The sequence below is a fragment of the Bacillus pretiosus genome (assembly GCF_052947655.1).
In genome coordinates, this window is record NZ_CM129593.1 from 2,177,969 (window position 1) to 2,196,495 (window position 18,527).

17 protein-coding genes are annotated in these 18,527 nt (G+C 34.8%); 13 read left to right on the plus strand and 4 right to left on the minus strand.

Translation table 11 applies throughout. The features are described from left to right. Positions 1-7: 7 nt before the first annotated feature. The 3 genes from ACU8YW_RS11265 (at position 8) to ACU8YW_RS11275 (ending at position 2,005) form a co-directional block, all read left to right on the plus strand. Positions 8-715, plus strand: a complete 708-nt coding sequence (locus ACU8YW_RS11265; protein ID WP_088063292.1) for an SDR family oxidoreductase — start codon at positions 8-10, stop codon at positions 713-715. 209 nt (positions 716-924) lie between these two features. Further along, positions 925-1,584, plus strand: coding sequence for a DUF6944 family repetitive protein (locus ACU8YW_RS11270; protein ID WP_088063293.1), 660 nt, complete (start codon positions 925-927; stop codon positions 1,582-1,584). Positions 1,585-1,792: 208 nt separating this feature from the next. Beyond that, complete coding sequence (locus ACU8YW_RS11275; RefSeq protein WP_000990228.1) at positions 1,793-2,005, plus strand: YqaE/Pmp3 family membrane protein; 213 nt, start codon at positions 1,793-1,795, stop codon at positions 2,003-2,005. 68 nt (positions 2,006-2,073) lie between these two features. On the opposite strand, the gene ACU8YW_RS11280 is transcribed toward ACU8YW_RS11275, so the two are convergent. Beyond that, positions 2,074-2,283 carry a KTSC domain-containing protein gene (locus ACU8YW_RS11280; RefSeq protein ID WP_131933606.1) on the minus strand — a complete coding sequence of 70 codons (210 nt, stop codon included), beginning with the start codon at positions 2,281-2,283 and terminating at the stop codon, positions 2,074-2,076. A 466-nt stretch (positions 2,284-2,749) separates the two neighbouring features. On the opposite strand from ACU8YW_RS11280, the gene ACU8YW_RS11285 reads away from it, so the two are divergent. Next, positions 2,750-5,278: a PBP1A family penicillin-binding protein gene (locus tag ACU8YW_RS11285; RefSeq protein ID WP_088609404.1), complete on the plus strand. Its 2,529-nt coding sequence runs from the start codon at positions 2,750-2,752 to the stop codon at positions 5,276-5,278. A gap of 78 nt (positions 5,279-5,356) precedes the next feature. On the opposite strand, the gene ACU8YW_RS11290 is transcribed toward ACU8YW_RS11285, so the two are convergent. Beyond that, positions 5,357-5,638, minus strand: a complete 282-nt coding sequence (locus ACU8YW_RS11290) for a hypothetical protein (protein WP_060488674.1) — start codon at positions 5,636-5,638, stop codon at positions 5,357-5,359. Positions 5,639-5,875: 237 nt separating this feature from the next. Here ACU8YW_RS11290 and ACU8YW_RS11295 point away from each other — a divergent pair, with 237 nt between their 5' ends. The 7 genes from ACU8YW_RS11295 (at position 5,876) to ACU8YW_RS11325 (ending at position 15,506) form a co-directional block, all read left to right on the plus strand. Beyond that, positions 5,876-7,021, plus strand: coding sequence for an MFS transporter (locus tag ACU8YW_RS11295; RefSeq protein WP_000440677.1), 1,146 nt, complete (start codon positions 5,876-5,878; stop codon positions 7,019-7,021). 633 nt (positions 7,022-7,654) lie between these two features. Then, entirely contained in the window at positions 7,655-8,776 is a 1,122-nt protein-coding gene (gene mmgD / locus ACU8YW_RS11300; protein WP_137036222.1) for a citrate synthase, read from the plus strand. A 98-nt stretch (positions 8,777-8,874) separates the two neighbouring features. Beyond that, on the plus strand, positions 8,875-10,311 hold the full coding sequence (gene prpD / locus ACU8YW_RS11305) for a 2-methylcitrate dehydratase (RefSeq protein WP_000598118.1): 1,437 nt from the start codon (positions 8,875-8,877) through the stop codon (positions 10,309-10,311). Between the two features lie 18 nt (positions 10,312-10,329). After that, a complete protein-coding gene (gene prpB, locus ACU8YW_RS11310) occupies positions 10,330-11,238 on the plus strand; it encodes a methylisocitrate lyase (protein WP_426933694.1) in 909 nt (302 codons plus the stop codon). Between the two features lie 154 nt (positions 11,239-11,392). Then, on the plus strand, positions 11,393-13,102 hold the full coding sequence (locus ACU8YW_RS11315) for an acyl-CoA dehydrogenase FadE (protein WP_426933693.1): 1,710 nt from the start codon (positions 11,393-11,395) through the stop codon (positions 13,100-13,102). Positions 13,103-13,118: 16 nt separating this feature from the next. After that, positions 13,119-14,009 (plus strand): NAD(P)-dependent oxidoreductase, encoded by an 891-nt coding sequence (locus ACU8YW_RS11320; protein ID WP_199695800.1) that lies wholly within the window; start codon positions 13,119-13,121, stop codon positions 14,007-14,009. Between the two features lie 36 nt (positions 14,010-14,045). After that, positions 14,046-15,506, plus strand: coding sequence for a CoA-acylating methylmalonate-semialdehyde dehydrogenase (locus ACU8YW_RS11325; RefSeq protein WP_426933692.1), 1,461 nt, complete (start codon positions 14,046-14,048; stop codon positions 15,504-15,506). Between the two features lie 71 nt (positions 15,507-15,577). On the opposite strand, the gene ACU8YW_RS11330 is transcribed toward ACU8YW_RS11325, so the two are convergent. Next, positions 15,578-16,210 carry a LysE family translocator gene (locus ACU8YW_RS11330; protein ID WP_426933691.1) on the minus strand — a complete coding sequence of 211 codons (633 nt, stop codon included), beginning with the start codon at positions 16,208-16,210 and terminating at the stop codon, positions 15,578-15,580. A gap of 227 nt (positions 16,211-16,437) precedes the next feature. Next, positions 16,438-17,493: an enoyl-CoA hydratase/isomerase family protein gene (locus tag ACU8YW_RS11335; RefSeq protein ID WP_426933690.1), complete on the minus strand. Its 1,056-nt coding sequence runs from the start codon at positions 17,491-17,493 to the stop codon at positions 16,438-16,440. Between the two features lie 316 nt (positions 17,494-17,809). On the opposite strand from ACU8YW_RS11335, the gene ACU8YW_RS11340 reads away from it, so the two are divergent. Both ACU8YW_RS11340 and ACU8YW_RS11345 read left to right on the plus strand, forming a co-directional pair. Beyond that, on the plus strand, positions 17,810-18,067 hold the full coding sequence (locus ACU8YW_RS11340) for a hypothetical protein (RefSeq protein ID WP_046955733.1): 258 nt from the start codon (positions 17,810-17,812) through the stop codon (positions 18,065-18,067). Positions 18,068-18,282: 215 nt separating this feature from the next. Then, positions 18,283-18,522 carry a DUF2584 family protein gene (locus ACU8YW_RS11345; RefSeq protein ID WP_000667347.1) on the plus strand — a complete coding sequence of 80 codons (240 nt, stop codon included), beginning with the start codon at positions 18,283-18,285 and terminating at the stop codon, positions 18,520-18,522. Positions 18,523-18,527 lie beyond the last annotated feature (5 nt).

Genomic DNA, 18,527 nt, shown 5'->3' on the forward strand with positions numbered 1-18,527 from the left:
GAGGTATATGCAGCGAAACGAAACTGGAAAAGTTGTAATGATTACAGGAGTGACGCAAGGATTAGGTCGTGCAATGGTTGATCGATTTCATGAATTGGGATGGAATATATATGGCTGTGGACGTTCAAAAGATAAAATTGAAGAATTGAAAAAATATTACGGTAATATACATGATTTTCAAATAATCGATGTTTCAGACTCCCAGCAAGTAAGTAATTGGGCGAGTTATATACTTCATAGATATAGAGCACCTGACTTGTTAATAAATAATGCATCGATTGTTAATAAAAATGCGCCACTGTGGAAAGTAACAGCTCAAGAATTCGAAAATGTAATGAATGTAAACGTAAATGGTGTAGTAAATGTAATTAGGGCATTTGTCCCAGCGATGGTAGCTAGGAAAGAAGGAATGATTATTAATATGAGTTCTAGTTGGGGCCGAGAGGGAGAAGCTGAGCTGGCGCCATATTGTGCCTCAAAGTTTGCAATTGAAGGTATCACGAAATCTATGGCACTTGAATTACCCTATGGTATGGCTGTAGTTGCTTTAGATCCGGGCGGAAGTATTAGGAGCCCAATGCTGTATTCATGTGCACCACAGTATGTAAATGAATCACCCACACCTGAAATGTGGTCACATCATGCGATTCAATATATATTAAATATAACAATAGATAAAAATGGAGCTTCATTGACATGCCCAGAATGTATGTAAATATATTTTGAATTGTATACGTATCTTTTAATTAGCATATTTTCAGTGATATACGCTTTGTCTAAAAAAAGTACCTTAAAGGTGCTTTTTTGTATGATTAACACATTTTAGAATGCACAAAATTACATATAGAAAATAAATATGAGATAAAGGATGTCATTTGTGTATGGCGAAAAAAGCACTAGAAAATTTCTAAATAGGTGATAAAAATGAATCCAAGCGGTTTAAAAGTGACAGGAGCATGGTTTCAAGTAGGAGGAAATCTTACTGCGGCTATTGGGACGACAAGAGGATTTATTGGAGAAGAGAAAGTTGAATCAGATCTTGTAATTGTAGGAAGCTCATTACAAGCCCTCGGTTATATATTACAAATAATAGCGAGTAATGATACCGGAAATGAAGCTGAAAGAGAAAATCAAAATATGTGTTTGGAGAATAAAAGTGAAATGCTTGATAAAATGGGCATTGAATTATTAGCATTAGGGAATATATCAAATGTAATAGGAACATATTTTAATATAAATAAACAATTGAAAGAGAATGATTATCTCATAATTATCGGGAACAGTTTACAATCGATTGGTGCTTTTTTAGGAGTAGAAGCAGCTTTACTTCAGATGAAAGCAATACAGAGAATTATAATACTAGGTAATTCTTTGCAAAGTTTAGGTGCTGGACTTCAAGCGTATCAAGGTATTATTAATGTATCAAAGAACGAAATAGAAAATGAAGGCAGTATGGTTGATAAGAAGAATGAGAAGATAATAGCACTCATTGGTATTTGGATACAAGCAATAGGAACTATTATTTCTGCGATTGGATTAACTATAATAGAGAAAGAAGACAGATTAGAAAAAATAAAAATATGAAAATACACATTTGATAAAGGAAGGGGGATTTTAATTTTACATACGTGGTAAGATTGAAGTAGTAGGTTTTTAGGCATTTGAATAGAATATATAAGAGTAGAAAAGTTTTTCATGCTTAATTGGAATTTATGAAATATAAAAATAATTGGTTTTGTGAGCGTATGAAAAGAAGAGAGATAAAAAATACAAAACAAGGAGTTTTCAAGAGATGATGTATTTATTGGCAATTCTACTACCACCAGTAGCCGTATTATTTTGTGGAAAACCATTTCAAGCAATAATTAACTTCCTATTAACATTAATATTTTGGGTTCCAGGAGTTATACATGCGATATTAGTTGTACATGATAAAAAAGCAGACCGGAGATTAAAAAAACAAATTGAAGCATATGATGAAATGAATAAGAGGAATAGAAGATAGCTAAGTCGTGAAATGATTGTAAAAAGAAAGGGGGACTACCTCCTTTCTTTTTTTCATTCTGTTTAAGTTTAAATTTTAGTATAGCGGTAAGAATTTTTAATATAAGTATTGTGATAATTAGTTTTAGATTGTGCGCTTAATAAACCGGTGTAAATGTTTTCAGGCACGTTAAAGAAATCATACATTCCATTCTTTAATTGAATGCGCAAAATCATAGAAAAAGGATTATAGCCAACAGCAACTATATTTTTTGAAATCACGGGAGATAGTTTCATCATTACGCAACTCCTCACTTCTCATTTTTAATAATTTCTTGTAGATGTTGAGGTTGTGGTGTTGAAATCCTTATAATTAAAGAGGTATTATACTTATATGCAATATATTAAATGTTCGTTATACGTAATTATAAGGAAGTTCACACGAAGTACATATCGTTGTGCTATTTTTATTTCACCTTTGATTTATAAATAAGAAAATATTGACCATTTGAAAAAAAGGTATATTATTTATACGAGGTATTAAAAATTCACTTTTTACATTCTATGCTTAAAGGGGCAGCATTATTAGGAAAAATAGAAGTGAAAATAGTTTGTATAAGAAGTATTCTAAAATTTATAATCTGTGAATTAGGAAAATATTGAATGCTCCAGGTCGATATACTTTCTTAATTAACTTCAGTTTAGAAAGTGACCTCAATATTTTTAAGTAAATCAACGGGAGAATTGAAAGGCAGGAGAAAGTAACATGTCAGAAAATTATCGTTCTCGAGAGGAACGACGACAAGTTAAAAAGAAAAAACAGCCAGCTTCTAAAACACAAAAACCAAAAGGGAAAACTTCATTCTTTCGTAAGTTTTTAATTACTTGTTTATTACTTGGTATTGTTGGTTTAGTGGCGGGGGTTGCTACCTTCTTCGTAATGATTAAGGATGCACCAAAACTTGAGAAAGCAAAACTTGTTAATCCGTTATCCTCAAAAATTTATGATAAAAATGGCGATTTGGTATATGAATACGGGAAAGAAAAACGGACGAATGTTACGTATGATCAAATTCCTAAATTAGTAGAAAATGCATTTTTAGCAACAGAAGATTCACGTTTTTATGAGCATAGTGGAGTAGACTTTAAAGGTACTGCCCGTGCTGTGTTGGTGAGCCTTAAAGGAGATTACGGCTCACAAGGTGGAAGTACAATAACGCAACAGGTTATTAAAAACTATTTCTTATCGATGGAAAAAACATCAAAACGTAAAGTTCAGGAAATATATTTAGCGTATAAGCTAGAACAACAGTATTCAAAACATGAAATTTTAGAAATGTATTTAAATAAAATTAATTTAGGAAACCGTTCATATGGTATCGCAACAGCAGCACAAAACTACTATGGTAAAGAATTAAAAGAGTTAACATTACCAGAAGTTGCGATGCTTGCAGGTTTACCGAAAGCACCGAATAACTATGATCCAACGAAAACGGACAATATTCAAAGAGCAACAGAAAGAAGAGATGTTGTACTAAAATTAATGAATCGACATGGTTATATTACGAAGGCAGAAATGGAAGAAGCTTCGAAAGTTAAAGTAACAGATGGACTTAAAACTGCAACTGTTCAGGCAATGCCATATCCTGCATTTATGGATGCGGTTGTGAAAGAAGTTGAAAAAGAATTGCCAGATGCTAACATTGGTTCTGACGGTTTAGAAATTTATACAACTTTAGACCGAGATGCACAGAAGTCTGCTGATAGGATATTAAATGAAAATATTATTAATTATCCAAATGATAAATTCCAAGGTGCTTTCACATTTATGGATACGAAAACAGGTGAGGTTCGTGCTATAGGTAGTGGGCGCGGTGAAAATAAAGCAGTATTTAAAGGGCATAATATGGCAATTGAATTAGATCGTGCAGCTGGTTCAACGATGAAGCCAATCTTTGATTACGGTCCTGCTATTGAATATTTAAAATGGGCTACGTACCATCAAATTGATGATTCTCCATTTAAATATTCAACTGGACAAGAACTTCGAAATGCGGACAGAAGTCATTTAGGCCCAATTACTATGCGTGAAGCATTAAAAATGTCACGTAACGTTCCAGCAGTTAAAACTGCAAAAGAAGTAGGACTTAATAAATCAAAGGAATTCTCTGAGAAATTAGGTATTACATTTAATAAACCGCCGGCAGAATCTACCGCTATTGGTACAAACGAAGTATCACCAACTGAAATGGCGGGTGCTTATGCGACATTTGGTAATGGTGGAAAGTATGCAAAACCGCATTTTGTTAAGAAAGTAGTTTATCCAGACGGCAAGTCACAAAGTTTTGAGCAAAAACCAAAACAAGTTATAGCTGACTCTACAGCATATATGATTACTGATATGCTTCGTTCAGTAGTAACATCTGGTACTGGTACAGCAGCAAATATTAGTTCTTTAGATGTAGCTGGTAAAACAGGTACAACAAACTATGATTCAAAACAACTAGCTCAATATAAAATTCCAGAAAGTGCGACTCGTGATAGTTGGTTTGCAGGTTATACGCCGCAATATACGATGGCGGTATGGACTGGATATATGAAAGATGGTAAAGACGAGTATATTAGTAGTAAAAATACGAAAATTGCACAGTTGATCTTTAAAGAAATGATGAGTGAGTTTGCTACTGACAAATCACGCTTTAAAATGCCAAGTAGTGTTATTCAAGAAGGTAGTGAGCTACGTATAAAAGGTGAAAAACGTGATTCTTCACCAAATACGAGCGTACCGGATACAACGGAACAACCAAAACCAGATCAAAAGCAAAAAACTGAAGAAGAGAAAAACAAAGAAGAAGAAAAGAAACAAGAAGAGCTTAAAAAACAAGAAGAACAAAAGCAACAAGAGGAACTGAAGAAGCAAGAAGAACAAAAGAAACAAGAAGAAGAAAAGAAACAAAATGAACAAAATAATGGAAATGGCCAAGGAACGACACCTCCAGCGAATAATGGAGGAGGCCAAGGAAATACAACACCTCCAGCGAATAATGGAGGAGGCCAAGGAAATACGACACCTCCAGCGAATAACGGAGGAGGCCAAGGAAATACGACACCTCCAGCGAATAATGGAGGAGGCCAAGGAAATACAACACCTCCAGCGAATAATGGAGGAGGCCAAGGAAATACAACACCTCCAGCAAATAATGGAGGAGGTCAAGGAAATACAACACCTCCAGCGACCACACAACCAGATACTGGCGGGAATGCAGGAGAAGCCCCTGTCAATAATGGACAATAAGAGAAGTTAATAAAAAGTACAAAAAAGCACTTAAGATTTGTAAAAATTACAATCTTAAGTGCTTTTTATCGTTTAAATTTAAATGTTAAAAGTACCGTAGAAATTTTGAAAATAAATTGATGGAAAATGATAAAAAACTTGAGCCTGAGGCAATGGAGTATAACTGGGGTTGTAAAAGGTAGTACTACTTGGATGTGCGCCATGATGCCAAAATGAGGGAGTAACTTGACCTGGAATTTGATATTGTTGCCAAGTTGCAGGAAGTTCAATTCCTACATCGGAACTAGCTGTATGAACGGCTGGAACGTGTATCCCAGGAGTCGAAGGAACGACGGCTGTTACTCTTGAAGATACCCACATAACATAATCACTCCTAAGTTGTGATAATAAAATAGTATATTCTTTTCACGCGTATAAAGGTACATATAGATAGGACTTTAGGCTAATGTATACTTATAAAGTTGTAAGACCAATTTATATTGATGGTGGACCATTTATTATAAAAAGTTACGTCTATTTACGGAGGGAAAAGGGACTAAGAAAATGTAAAATGGAGGTGTTAATTGCAAGAATATACGTGTTTATGGAGGAATTTTAATGGAACGATTATGGACGAAATCATTTATTCAAATGACTTTCGCAATGTTATTTTTATTTACAGGATTTTATTTACTTGTACCAACGCTCCCGCTCTTTATTAAAGAGATAGGCGGCAATGAATCACAAGTTGGACTTATGATGGGAATGTTTACAATAGCAGCAGTTGTAATACGACCGATTATCGGAGGAATGTTAGATCAATATGGGAGAAGATCTTTTATTATTTTCGGACTCGTCTTTTTTGGGATAACGATGTATTCTTATAATTTAGCATCGACTATTGTTCTTTTAGCTGTTTTACGGGTTATTCATGGCGTGACATGGGCTGTTTCTACAACAGCTGTTGGAACAGCGATAACTGATATTATTCCAGATTCACGCCGGGGTGAAGGTATGGGTTGGTACGGGATGGCTATGACAATTGCAATGGCGATCGGCCCAATGATTGGATTATCGGTTGTACAACATTATTCATTTCACGGCCTATTCTTGTTGGCAACTCTTTTATCCTTTATGGCAGTCCTATTATCGTTCATGACGAAAATGCCATTCACACCACAAAAAGAAAAAGGGAAAATGCAGTTGTTTGAAAAATCGGTTCTCTCCATTACAATTGTAGTTTTCTTTTTATCATTTGCATATGGAGGAATTACGACGTTTTTACCGCTATTTGCATCTTCAATCGATGTGAATCCTGGGACATTCTTTCTTGTATATGCAGTTGCTTTAACGATTGTAAGACCAATTTCAGGAAAACTATTAGATAAGTATGGAGAAGTATTTATTATACTCCCGGCACTATGTATTACGATTATCGCGATAGTTGTATTAACGATTTCAAATAGTTTAATAGGGGTAGTTATCGCAGCTGCATTATATGGTGTTGGATTCGGTTCAGCACAGCCCGCATTACAAGCAGCGATGCTTACAATTGTTGATCCGAGTAAAAGAGGAGTTGCTAACGCTTCATTCTTTACCGCATTTGATTTAGGGATTGGACTTGGTGCGATTTTACTTGGAGTTGTTTCGCAAATGTTCGGTTACCGTATTTTATTTGCAGGTAGTGCAATTTCAGGACTAATCGCTTTCATTATTTTTGTCATTTTTGTAAAACAGCGATTAGGTAAAAAAGAATTTGCGTAAACGAGAGGAACAAAGATCAAAATTTTAATTGAACATGACGCTCTACAATGGTTTAAGGAAGAATTCTGAATATAGCATGTTAATAGTCTAATTCAGCCTGGATATTCTTTAGGAATAGTCTTTAGGAAATTATATGGTAAATTATGTAAGTTGATGATCTTTAGCACTTTCAAAACTATCATTTAGTTGTAGGTTAGTACGGGGAAACGTAGGAATTTAATTTAATTATGTAAAATAATAACTTTTTTAAAAGTAAATAAGTTTTATATAAGAATTATATTGAAGAGATAGTGAAATAAATATTATGAAGAAACGAGTTGTATATGTGTGCAGCTCGTTTTTTTTATTTTCTTAAAAAAATGGGAGAATGATCTGTTCTGTAGGATTTTCTGATTCATCCTTATATTTTGTTTTAATAAGGCGAACAAAGAAGTCTGTCCTTTCTTTATAAAATATGAAAATTATTTTTGAAAAATTGTATTGTTACATCGGTAAAAGTATAGGAAACTTATCATTATAAAATAAATTGAAATCTTCTAAAAACTCTGATACATTGAAATAGAAATGTAGTTTCACGATTTTGTAAAGGCTTACAGTTATGTGCACGAAGATCTATTAGGATTGGAGGAAATAATGATGAAAGCTGAAGAAAAATTTTCCCCGGGTTTAGATGGTATAGTGGCAGCGGAGACGAAAATTTCGTTTCTTGACACAGTGAAAGGTGAAATTGTAATTCAAGGGTATGATTTAATCGAACTCTCAAAAACAAAAGAGTATTTAGACATTGTGCACCTTTTATTGGAAGAACATCTACCGAATGAGGATGAAAAAGCAAAACTTGAAAAGAAATTAAAAGAAGAATACGCGGTACCAGAAGGTGTATTCAACGTATTAAAGGCATTACCGAAAGAAACGCACCCGATGGATGGATTGCGTACAGGTGTGTCCGCATTAGCTGGTTATGATAATGATATCGAAAACCGTTCGTTAGAAGTAAACAAAAGCCGCGGGTACAAATTATTGAGTAAAGTACCAAACATTGTAGCGAATAGCTATCATATTTTAAATAATGAAGACCCAATCGAACCTCTTAAGGAATTAACATATAGCGCGAATTTCTTCTATATGTTAACAGGTAAAAAACCAACTGAACTTGAGGAGAAGATCTTTGATCGTTCCCTTGTTTTATATAGTGAACATGAAATGCCAAACTCTACATTTACAGCGCGCGTTATTGCATCAACGCAATCGGACTTATATGGTGCTTTAACAGGTGCAGTTGCATCTTTAAAAGGTAGCTTACACGGCGGTGCAAACGAAGCGGTTATGTACATGCTTTTAGAAGCTGGTAATGTTGAGAAGTTTGAAGAGTTGTTACAGAAGAAACTATATAACAAAGAAAAAATTATGGGCTTTGGACATCGTGTGTATATGAAGAAGATGGATCCAAGAGCACTGATGATGAAGGAAGCTTTAAAGCAGTTATGTGATGTAAAAGGCGATTATACACTATATGAAATGTGTGAAGCTGGAGAAAAGATTATGGAGAAGGAAAAAGGAATTTATCCGAACCTTGATTATTATGCAGCTCCAGTATATTGGATGCTTGGTATTCCAATTCAACTTTACACACCAATCTTCTTTAGCTCTAGAACAGTAGGACTATGCGCGCACGTAATTGAGCAACATGCGAACAATCGATTGTTCCGTCCACGTGTAAATTATGTTGGCGAGCGACATGTACTTAGTAAATAAGAACAACTGGGGAGTTGTTAGCGCCGCCCGCTAGATGGGTGTTTGACCGACACCCATCATTAATAATAACGAATTTTCGACAGAAAGGGAAGAATAGTATGATTAAAACAAATGAAATTAAACAAAAAGATGCATTATTAGAAGAAATTGCGGATTATGTATTAAATAAAGAGGTAACTAGCGCAGAAGCATTCAGTACTGCTCGTTACGTATTACTTGATACACTTGGATGCGGAATTTTAGCACTACAATATCCAGAGTGTACGAAATTACTAGGACCAGTTGTACCAGGAACGATCGTGCCGAATGGTACACGTGTACCAGGTACGTCATATGTGCTTGATCCAGTGAAAGGTGCATTTAATATCGGATGTATGATCCGTTGGTTAGACTATAACGATACTTGGCTTGCAGCAGAGTGGGGACATCCATCTGATAACTTAGGCGGTATTTTAGCAGTTGCAGATTATATTAGCCGTGTTCGTATTTCAGAAGGAAAAGAACCATTAAAAGTACGTGAAGTATTAGAAATGATGATTAAAGCACATGAAATTCAAGGTGTACTAGCTTTAGAAAATAGTTTGAATCGTGTTGGTCTTGACCATGTATTATACGTAAAAGTAGCAACAACTGCTGTAGTTGCAAAAATGCTCGGCGGAACACGTGAAGAAATCTTTAATGCATTATCACATGCATGGATTGATAATTCTAGTCTTCGTACATATCGTCATGCACCAAATACAGGCTCACGTAAATCATGGGCAGCAGGTGATGCAACAAGCCGCGGTGTTCATCTTGCAATGACTGCTCTAAAAGGTGAAATGGGATATCCAACAGCATTATCTGCACCAGGCTGGGGATTCCAAGATGTATTATTCAATAAACAAGAATTAAAGTTAGCAAGACCATTAGAGTCTTATGTAATGGAAAATGTATTATTTAAAGTTTCATATCCAGCAGAGTTCCATGCACAAACAGCTGCAGAGTGTGCTGTGAAATTACATCCAGAAATTAAAGAAAGATTAGATGAAATTGATCGTATTACGATTACAACTCATGAATCAGCAATTCGTATTATCGACAAAGAAGGTCCATTAAATAACCCAGCTGATCGTGATCATTGCTTACAATACATTACGGCAATTGGTTTGTTAAAAGGAGATATCGTTGCGGATGATTATGAGGATGTAGTAGCAAATGATCCACGTGTAGATGAATTACGTAATAAGATGGTTGTTGTTGAAAACAAACAGTACAGTTTAGATTACCTTGACCCGAACAAGCGCTCAATCGCCAACGCTGTTCAAGTTCATTTCAAGGATGGCACTGTAACAGAAAATGTGGAATGTGAATATCCACTTGGTCACCGTTTCCGTAGAGACGAAGCAATTCCAAAAGTTGTTCAAAAATTCACTGCAAATATGGCAGGTCATTATTCTAGTAAGCAACAAGAACAAATTCATGAAGTTTGTCTAAATGAAGAAAAACTAGAAAATATGAATGTAAACGAATTTGTAGATCTATTCTTAAATTAATAATAGGGGGAATTTAGAATGGCTTGGGTTGTGAATAAACAGTCAACACAAGAGGAGCTTGCAAATCGCTTCCGAGCTTTAGTAGAAGCAAATGGGATTTTGCAAATTCCAGGTGCTCATGATGCAATGGCTGCTCTTGTTGCGAAAAATACAGGTTTTTCAGCTTTATATTTATCGGGAGCTGCTTATACTGCAAGTAAAGGGCTACCAGATTTAGGAATCGTGACGTCTACTGAAGTAGCAGAGAGAGCAAGGGATCTAGTAAGAGCTACAGATTTACCAGTTCTTGTTGATATTGATACAGGATTTGGCGGTGTATTAAACGTAGCGAGAACAGCAGTAGAAATGGTGGAAGCAAAAGTTGCGGCTGTTCAAATTGAAGATCAACAATTACCGAAGAAATGTGGACATTTAAATGGTAAGAAACTTGTTACTACAGAAGAGTTAGTTCAAAAGATTAAAGCGATTAAAGAAGTTGCACCAAGCTTATATATTGTGGCACGTACAGATGCTCGCGGTGTAGAAGGCTTAGATGAAGCAATCGAAAGAGCGAACGCTTATGTAAAAGCAGGTGCAGATGCAATATTCCCTGAAGCGCTTCAATCAGAAGAAGAGTTCCGTCTATTTAATAGTAAAGTAAATACGCCTTTACTTGCGAATATGACTGAGTTCGGGAAAACGCCGTATTATAGTGCAGAGGAATTTGCAAATATGGGCTTCCAAATGGTTATTTATCCTGTAACTTCACTTCGTGTTGCAGCGAAAGCATATGAGAATGTGTTTACTTTAATTAAGGAAACAGGTTCTCAAAAAGATGCACTTTCAAGTATGCAAACGAGAAGTGAGTTATATGAAACAATTTCATATCATGACTTTGAAGAACTAGATACTGGAATTGCAAAAACAGTATTATCAGAGGATCAATAGATAAAACAACTAAGGCGATGAGAATACATCTTTGGCAAAATGAACTGCTTGATGTGACAATTCATCGCCTTCTGTTTTCAAAAATAAGAAATTCCACTCATCGTAGACGAGCATACGTAGTAGCAAGTAAGGCCGAAATGATAGGGGGATTCAGATGGAGAAAACAAAGTTACCGTGGGATGAATTTTTTTCACTTAATAAAGATGTGAATTATACTTTCTTTACGCCAGAAGATTTTTCAGGAGATGAAGATTTAATCGCAAAAACGACAGAACAATTCGTTAAACAAGAAATTGTTCCACAAATGGAGAATATAGAACAACATAACTATAAAATTTCTCGTCAATTATTTGAGAAAGCTGGAGAACTTGGATTATTAAGTATCGAAGTCCCAGAAGAGTACGGCGGATTTGAGTTAGGAAAGGCAGTTTCAGGGCTTGTAGCAGAAAAAATGGGATACGCTGGTGCATTTAGTGTTTCCTTTAATATACATGCTGGTGTAGGTACATTGCCTTACATATATTACGGAACGAAAGAACAAAAAGAAAAATATTTGCCGAAAATTGCGTCTGGAGAATGGATTGGGGCTTATGCTTTAACTGAGCCAAATGCTGGTTCTGATGCTTTAAGTGCAAAAACAAGTGCAGTATTAAATGAAGATGGTACTGCTTGGAAGTTAAATGGTGAGAAGCAGTGGATTACAAATGCTCATATGGCAGATGTATACGTTGTTTTTGCGAAGACAAATAAAGGAATGACAGCGTTTATTGTCGAAAGAACATGTGAAGGTGTATCCATTGGACTAGAAGAAAAGAAAATGGGGATTAAAGGTTCTTCAACGGCTACCCTAATTTTAGAAGATGTTATCATCCCTGCTCAAAATGTTTTAGGGGAAGTTGGAAAAGGGCATCACGTAGCTCTTAATATTCTTAACTTCGCTAGACTAAAGCTGGCTTTTGGAAATATTGGAACAGCAAAACAAGCAATTGGTTTGTCGGTTCAATATGGAAAAGAGCGAAAACAGTTCCAAACGGAATTAGTAGATTTTACGATGATTCAAGAGAAAATTGCAAATATGATCATTGCTACATATGGAGCAGAAAGTGCAGCCTACCGTACAGCAGGTGTAATTGATGAAGCAATTCATGAGAGTGATGAAGATCTTATGAAGAAAATGTCTCAATTTGCAATTGAATGTGCACTTAATAAAGTAAATGCTTCTGAAACACTTGGTCATATCGTAGATGAAGCTGTACAAATTCATGGTGGTTACGGTTATATGCAAGAGTACGAGGTAGAACGATTATATCGTGACGCTAGAATTAGTCGTATTTTTGAAGGAACGAACGAAATTAATAGATTAACAGTTGCTAAAATGTTAATGAAGCAAATGGAACAAATTGAAGATACTGAAGTAGAAGTTGATGTAGCAAATGTTGAAAGAAACCATCGTTACATTTTATTAGCGAAAAAATTGTTGAAACAATCTTTGAAAACGCTCTCTAAAACTCCAGGGTTAAAAATTGACCAAGAACAAGAATATTCACGTGTATTATCAAATATGTTAACGGACGTGTACGTCATGGAATCAGCATTTTTACGCACGAGTAAAGCAATTAGTAAAAATGGTGAAGAGAAAGAGCGTACGAAACAAATGATAACTGATGTTATTTGTGAAGAAGGCTATCGTAAAGTAGAAGAAGCAGCGATTTCTATACTTGCAGCGGCTGTCACAGAAGAACAAGATAGACACGTAATTTTAGCTGGAATTCGTCAATTATTAGTGCCTTTATACACGAACGTATTTACAAAAAAGAGAGAAATTGCGAAAGCTATTATAAATCGTGGAAAGTATATTGTGTAAATAGGAGGAAAGCGATATGAAAAAGATTGGCTTTATCGGTTTAGGTAATATGGGTCTTCCGATGTCTAAAAATTTAGTTAAATCGAGTTACACAGTATACGGTGTGGATTTAAATAAAGAGGCCGAAGCTTCCTTTGAAAATGAAGGAGGAATTATTGGCTTATCAATCTCAAAACTAGCAGAAACATGCGATGTGATTTTTACAAGTTTACCTTCACCTCGCGCTGTTGAAGCGGTGTATTTTGGGGAAGAAGGATTATTTGAAAATAGCCACTCGAATGTAGTTTTAATTGATACAAGTACTGTATCTCCACAATTAAACAAACAGTTAGAGGAAGCTGCAAAGGAAAAGAAAGTAGACTTTTTAGCAGCGCCTGTTAGTGGTGGGGTAATTGGAGCTGAAAACCGTACATTAACGTTTATGGTTGGTGGATCGAAAGAAGTATATGAGAAAACGGAATCTATCATGGGCGTACTAGGTGCGAATGTTTTCCATGTTAGTGAGCAGATTGATAGTGGCACAACAGTTAAATTAATTAATAACCTATTAATTGGTTTTTATACAGCTGGTGTGAGTGAAGCTTTAACATTAGCGAAAAAGAATAATATGGATTTAGATAAAATGTTTGATATTTTAAATGTAAGTTACGGTCAAAGTAGAATTTATGAGCGTAATTATAAAAGTTTCATTGCAACTGAAAACTACGATCCAGGATTTACTGTGAATTTATTAAAGAAAGATTTAGGATTTGCAGTAGATTTAGCGAAAAAAAGCGAACTTCACTTACCAGTAAGCGAAATGCTATTAAACGTATATGAAGAAGCAAGTGAGGCAGGATATGGTGAAAACGATATGGCTGCTTTATATAAGAAAGTTAGTGAACAGTTAATTTCTAATCAAAAATAATAGACTTATATACATCATAAAAAAGGAGAGAATATAATGATTACAACTGAAATTAAACGAGTAAAAAATCATATTAATGGTGAGTGGGTAGAATCTACTGGTACAGAAGTAGAAGCAGTTCCGAATCCGGCGACTGGAAAAATTATCGCTTACGTTCCGCTATCTCCGAAAGAAGATGTTGAAAAAGCTGTTGAAGCGGCAAAAGCAGCATACGAAACATGGTCTAAAGTACCAGTTCCGAATCGTTCAAGACAATTATATAAATATTTACAGCTTTTACAAGAAAACAAAGAAGAGCTTGCTAAAATCATTACGCTAGAAAATGGTAAAACATTAACGGATGCAACTGGTGAAGTGCAGCGAGGGATTGAAGCGGTAGAACTTGCAACATCAGCACCAAATTTAATGATGGGACAAGCTCTTCCGAATATTGCTAGCGGCATTGATGGATCGATTTGGCGCTACCCAATTGGAGTTGTTGCTGGTATTACACCGTTTAACTTCCCAATGATGATTCCATTATGGATGTTCCCACTTGCAATTGCTTGCGGTAATACGTTCGTATTAAAAACATCGGAAAAAACGCCACTTTTAGCAGAGCGACTTGTAGAGTTATTCTATGAAGCTGGTTTTCCAAAAGGGGTATTGAATTTAGTACAAGGCGGAAAAGATGTTGTAAATAGCATTTTAGAAAGTAAAGATATTCAAGCTATTTCATTCGTTGGATCTGAGCCGGTAGCTCGTTACGTGTATGAAACAGGTACGAAACACGGGAAACGTGTACAAGCGTTAGCTGGTGCAAAAAACCATGCGATTGTAATGCCTGATTGCAATCTTGAGAAAACAGTGCAAGGTGTAATTGGATCTGCATTCGCAAGTAGTGGAGAGCGCTGCATGGCATGTTCAGTAGTAGCAGTAGTTGATGAAATTGCTGATGAATTCATCGACGTACTAGTAGCAGAGACGAAGAAGTTAAAAGTAGGTGACGGTTTCCACGAAGATAATTATGTTGGACCATTAATTCGTGAATCTCATAAAGAGCGCGTATTAGGCTATATTAATAGCGGTGTAGCAGATGGAGCAACTTTATTAGTTGATGGTCGCAAAATTAAGGAAGAAGTTGGAGAAGGTTACTTTGTAGGTGCGACAATCTTTGATAGTGTAAATCAAGAAATGAAAATTTGGCAAGATGAAATTTTTGCTCCAGTATTAAGCATTGTACGAGTTAAAGATTTAGAAGAAGGTATTAAATTAACAAATCAATCTAAATTTGCAAATGGCGCGGTTATTTATACGTCAAATGGTAAACATGCACAAACGTTCCGTGATAATATCGATGCTGGTATGATCGGTGTAAACGTAAACGTTCCAGCACCAATGGCATTTTTCGCATTTGCAGGAAATAAAGCTTCATTCTTTGGTGATTTAGGTACAAATGGTACAGATGGTGTTCAATTCTATACACGTAAAAAAGTTGTAACAGAGCGCTGGTTTTAATAGAGAGTAAACAGCCAAAACAGTTGTTAAATGAAAAACACCACTCTGAAGATGTGGTGTTTTTCATCTTGTTAATTATTTTTTTCAAAAGCTAGTTTAATACCAAAGCCAATTAAGACGATTCCTGTTAAGCCTTGAATATAACGTTGCGTCCTCGGTTTTTTCATAAAAGCACTAATTTTATCAATTAAAAATATATAAAAAGCGAACCAAATAACTGTTAATACGAGGTAAGTAAGACCCATTACGAGAAGTTGAATAAACGTATTATGATTTGGATTTAAAAATTGAGGTAAAAAGGTTAAAAAGAAGACTGCAACTTTAGGGTTTAATAAATTCGTAAGAAACCCTTGGCGAAAGCAAGAAGTGTGTTCATCTTCATCATTTAAAGATATATCGTTCGTATCAAAGCCTTCTTTGTTTCTTACCGCTAAAAGGGCTTTAATGCCAATATAAATTAAATACAGAGCTCCAACGTACTTGAAAATAGAAAATAAAAGAGCTGACTTTACAATAATTGCGGAAAGTCCGATTACTGCTGCTAAAGTATGAATTAAAAGTGCAACACATGTACCGAACACTGTTTTCACTCCACCGACCTTACCGGCAACCAATGTATTTTTCGTCGCCATTGCAGTATCAGGACCGGGTAAAATAATAAGACAAATAGACATAATGATGAAAAGAAAATAATTTTCAATCATAGTTGCTCCTCCTTTTTATTTTTAGAATATTTGATTAAAAATAGTGTAGCACACATTTTTGATTTAATAAAATTAAATTTTATTAAAAATTATTAAATGAGAAAGAGGCTATATAGTAGTGAAACTCCACTACTATATAGCCTCAATTTTATCCCGCATGACCGGACGATCGGTGAGGGCTAATAATAAGCGGGTAATGAACCCCCACTGATTAATGTTTCACCTTATTATGCATTAAGTAAGTTAAAGAACCGATTTACATCTTCTTCTGAAACATCACTTAATTGCTTATATTTATAATTCGGATTTTGATCTTTATCAACGACAACAGATCGTACTCCTTCAAAGAAATCTGCATGTCTCATGAAATTTTTAGCAAGTACAAGGTCAGTAGCGAAACATTCTTCAACGGACTTATTTTGTCCATCAATAAACTGTTTTAATGTTACTTTTAACGAAATAGGGGATTTGGATAATAGTGTTTCTTTCGTTTTTAAAGCAAAGGAACTTTGGTCTTTCTCCAATGAATGGACGATCTCTTCAATTGTATCGAAAGCAAAATGAGTATTCATTTCTTCTAATGAAGGAGCAAGCTCGCTTTCTAATTTTGGAGCAGTTGCAAATGTACGAATAACTTCTTTTAAATTAGTATGTACATCATCTTCTTTATGCCAATTTACATTTTCAAGTTCAGTAAGGAAATTTGGTAAGGAATCAGATGTCATAAAGTAATCAGCAGCGTTTATAAATAATACGTCAGAAGCTTTTAAAACAGATGCTGTTAAAGCAACATATCGGCCTGCAAAACCTGGAGCTTTATTTAAGAAATAAGCAGCACCGACATCTGGAAAGAATCCGATATTCATCTCTGGCATTGCCCATTTCGTACGCTCCGTTACAATTCGATATTTCGCACCATTTGTAAGACCGACACCACCACCCATTACAATTCCATCTAAACAAGCGATGATCGGTTTTTTATATTGATAAATATATGTATCAATTTCATACTCTTCTTCAAAGAAACGTTCCGCATGCTGTAATGCAGCTTCATTCGAACGTGCTTCATAAAGAGTTTTAATGTCGCCACCTGCACAAAAACCTTTTGTGCCAGCTCCTTTTAATACGATAAGCGCAATTCGCTCATCATTTTCCCACTCTTTCAGTTTTTGCCCAATTGGTTGCAACATGTCATAAGATAAAGAATTAAGTGCTTTTGGGCGGTTTAAAGTAATTGATGCAACGCCGTTTTCGCTAACAGAAAATAAAACGTGTTCAGTCATAATTCATCCTCCCTTACATATCTTCTTATTCTTAATTCTTGATACGTACTGAAATGTCCTTTATAAATTTTGTCTAAACTTGACGGTGCGTGTTAATTTCGACACTGCATATTTTGACGAGTTATATTTGCAGGATTTTGAAGGTTGAAAATGAATATTACAACATTACTGTAATTGTAATTATTTGAAATTATCATGATAAACACGCTATTATATATGTGTAAATTGTGCATAATTACTTCAAAAAGAGTATTTGAAGTGATTATGATGAAAGAAAAATTGCTTTTCATTAGAAATAGAGAAAGGAGAAATCGGAATGCCAGGACCTTTACTATTGTCGGTGATTATTTTGTCTTCTTTAATGATAGGGATAACGCAGTATTTTCATCATACAGATACGACAGAGGAAGTGAAGGATAAAGTACGACTTGTATTTCCGATTTTTATCATATCTATTTCTTTTTGCATTTTATTAAATAAGGATGGGTACATTATCGCAGTATTTTCATTTTTTGTAGCGATCGTTTTCATTACAGTTTTATATTATGTAATGAAAGACTTTATACAAAAATAAAGATGTCACATTAGACATTTTTATTTTTACAATAAATAAAATTTCACATACCGTATTATATATAAAAATAAAATTTCACATACCGTATTATATATAAAAATAAAAAACATATAGCGGTAGAAAAGTGTGTACTTTGCCGTGTATTTACTTGTCAATCTTGCATAGCCAATATACTATTAATAGTGTAGAGATTAGAAAAAGGGGTTGTATCTGTCATGAAATTTGAGATGCACACAAAAATTATTTCAAATGAAAAAGAAGTAAGATTACATATAGAAGAAAACATATTTCAATTAAAATTGGATGGTTATCACTTATTTACAGTTCAAGAAATATTGCCTTTATATAAATCAAATGAAGAAAGAATTGGTAGTGCAATGATACAAAAGTTAGAGTGGGAAAACGGAAAAACTACAATAAACTATCAACTCGTATCACTAAAATCAGTAAATTAAAAGGA

What these genes read in the sequence shown, in the direction of transcription:
- ACU8YW_RS11265 (WP_088063292.1), top strand. Translation starts at nt 8, where the DNA reads ATGCAGCGAAACGAAACTGGAAAAGTTGTAATGATTACAGGAGTGACG.
- ACU8YW_RS11270 (WP_088063293.1), top strand. Translation starts at nt 925, where the DNA reads ATGAATCCAAGCGGTTTAAAAGTGACAGGAGCATGGTTTCAAGTAGGA.
- ACU8YW_RS11275 (WP_000990228.1), top strand. Translation starts at nt 1,793, where the DNA reads ATGATGTATTTATTGGCAATTCTACTACCACCAGTAGCCGTATTATTT.
- ACU8YW_RS11280 (WP_131933606.1), bottom strand. Translation starts at nt 2,283, where the DNA reads ATGATGAAACTATCTCCCGTGATTTCAAAAAATATAGTTGCTGTTGGC.
- ACU8YW_RS11285 (WP_088609404.1), top strand. Translation starts at nt 2,750, where the DNA reads ATGTCAGAAAATTATCGTTCTCGAGAGGAACGACGACAAGTTAAAAAG.
- ACU8YW_RS11290 (WP_060488674.1), bottom strand. Translation starts at nt 5,638, where the DNA reads ATGTGGGTATCTTCAAGAGTAACAGCCGTCGTTCCTTCGACTCCTGGG.
- ACU8YW_RS11295 (WP_000440677.1), top strand. Translation starts at nt 5,876, where the DNA reads ATGGAACGATTATGGACGAAATCATTTATTCAAATGACTTTCGCAATG.
- mmgD (WP_137036222.1), top strand. Translation starts at nt 7,655, where the DNA reads ATGATGAAAGCTGAAGAAAAATTTTCCCCGGGTTTAGATGGTATAGTG.
- prpD (WP_000598118.1), top strand. Translation starts at nt 8,875, where the DNA reads ATGATTAAAACAAATGAAATTAAACAAAAAGATGCATTATTAGAAGAA.
- prpB (WP_426933694.1), top strand. Translation starts at nt 10,330, where the DNA reads ATGGCTTGGGTTGTGAATAAACAGTCAACACAAGAGGAGCTTGCAAAT.
- ACU8YW_RS11315 (WP_426933693.1), top strand. Translation starts at nt 11,393, where the DNA reads ATGGAGAAAACAAAGTTACCGTGGGATGAATTTTTTTCACTTAATAAA.
- ACU8YW_RS11320 (WP_199695800.1), top strand. Translation starts at nt 13,119, where the DNA reads ATGAAAAAGATTGGCTTTATCGGTTTAGGTAATATGGGTCTTCCGATG.
- ACU8YW_RS11325 (WP_426933692.1), top strand. Translation starts at nt 14,046, where the DNA reads ATGATTACAACTGAAATTAAACGAGTAAAAAATCATATTAATGGTGAG.
- ACU8YW_RS11330 (WP_426933691.1), bottom strand. Translation starts at nt 16,210, where the DNA reads ATGATTGAAAATTATTTTCTTTTCATCATTATGTCTATTTGTCTTATT.
- ACU8YW_RS11335 (WP_426933690.1), bottom strand. Translation starts at nt 17,493, where the DNA reads ATGACTGAACACGTTTTATTTTCTGTTAGCGAAAACGGCGTTGCATCA.
- ACU8YW_RS11340 (WP_046955733.1), top strand. Translation starts at nt 17,810, where the DNA reads ATGCCAGGACCTTTACTATTGTCGGTGATTATTTTGTCTTCTTTAATG.
- ACU8YW_RS11345 (WP_000667347.1), top strand. Translation starts at nt 18,283, where the DNA reads ATGAAATTTGAGATGCACACAAAAATTATTTCAAATGAAAAAGAAGTA.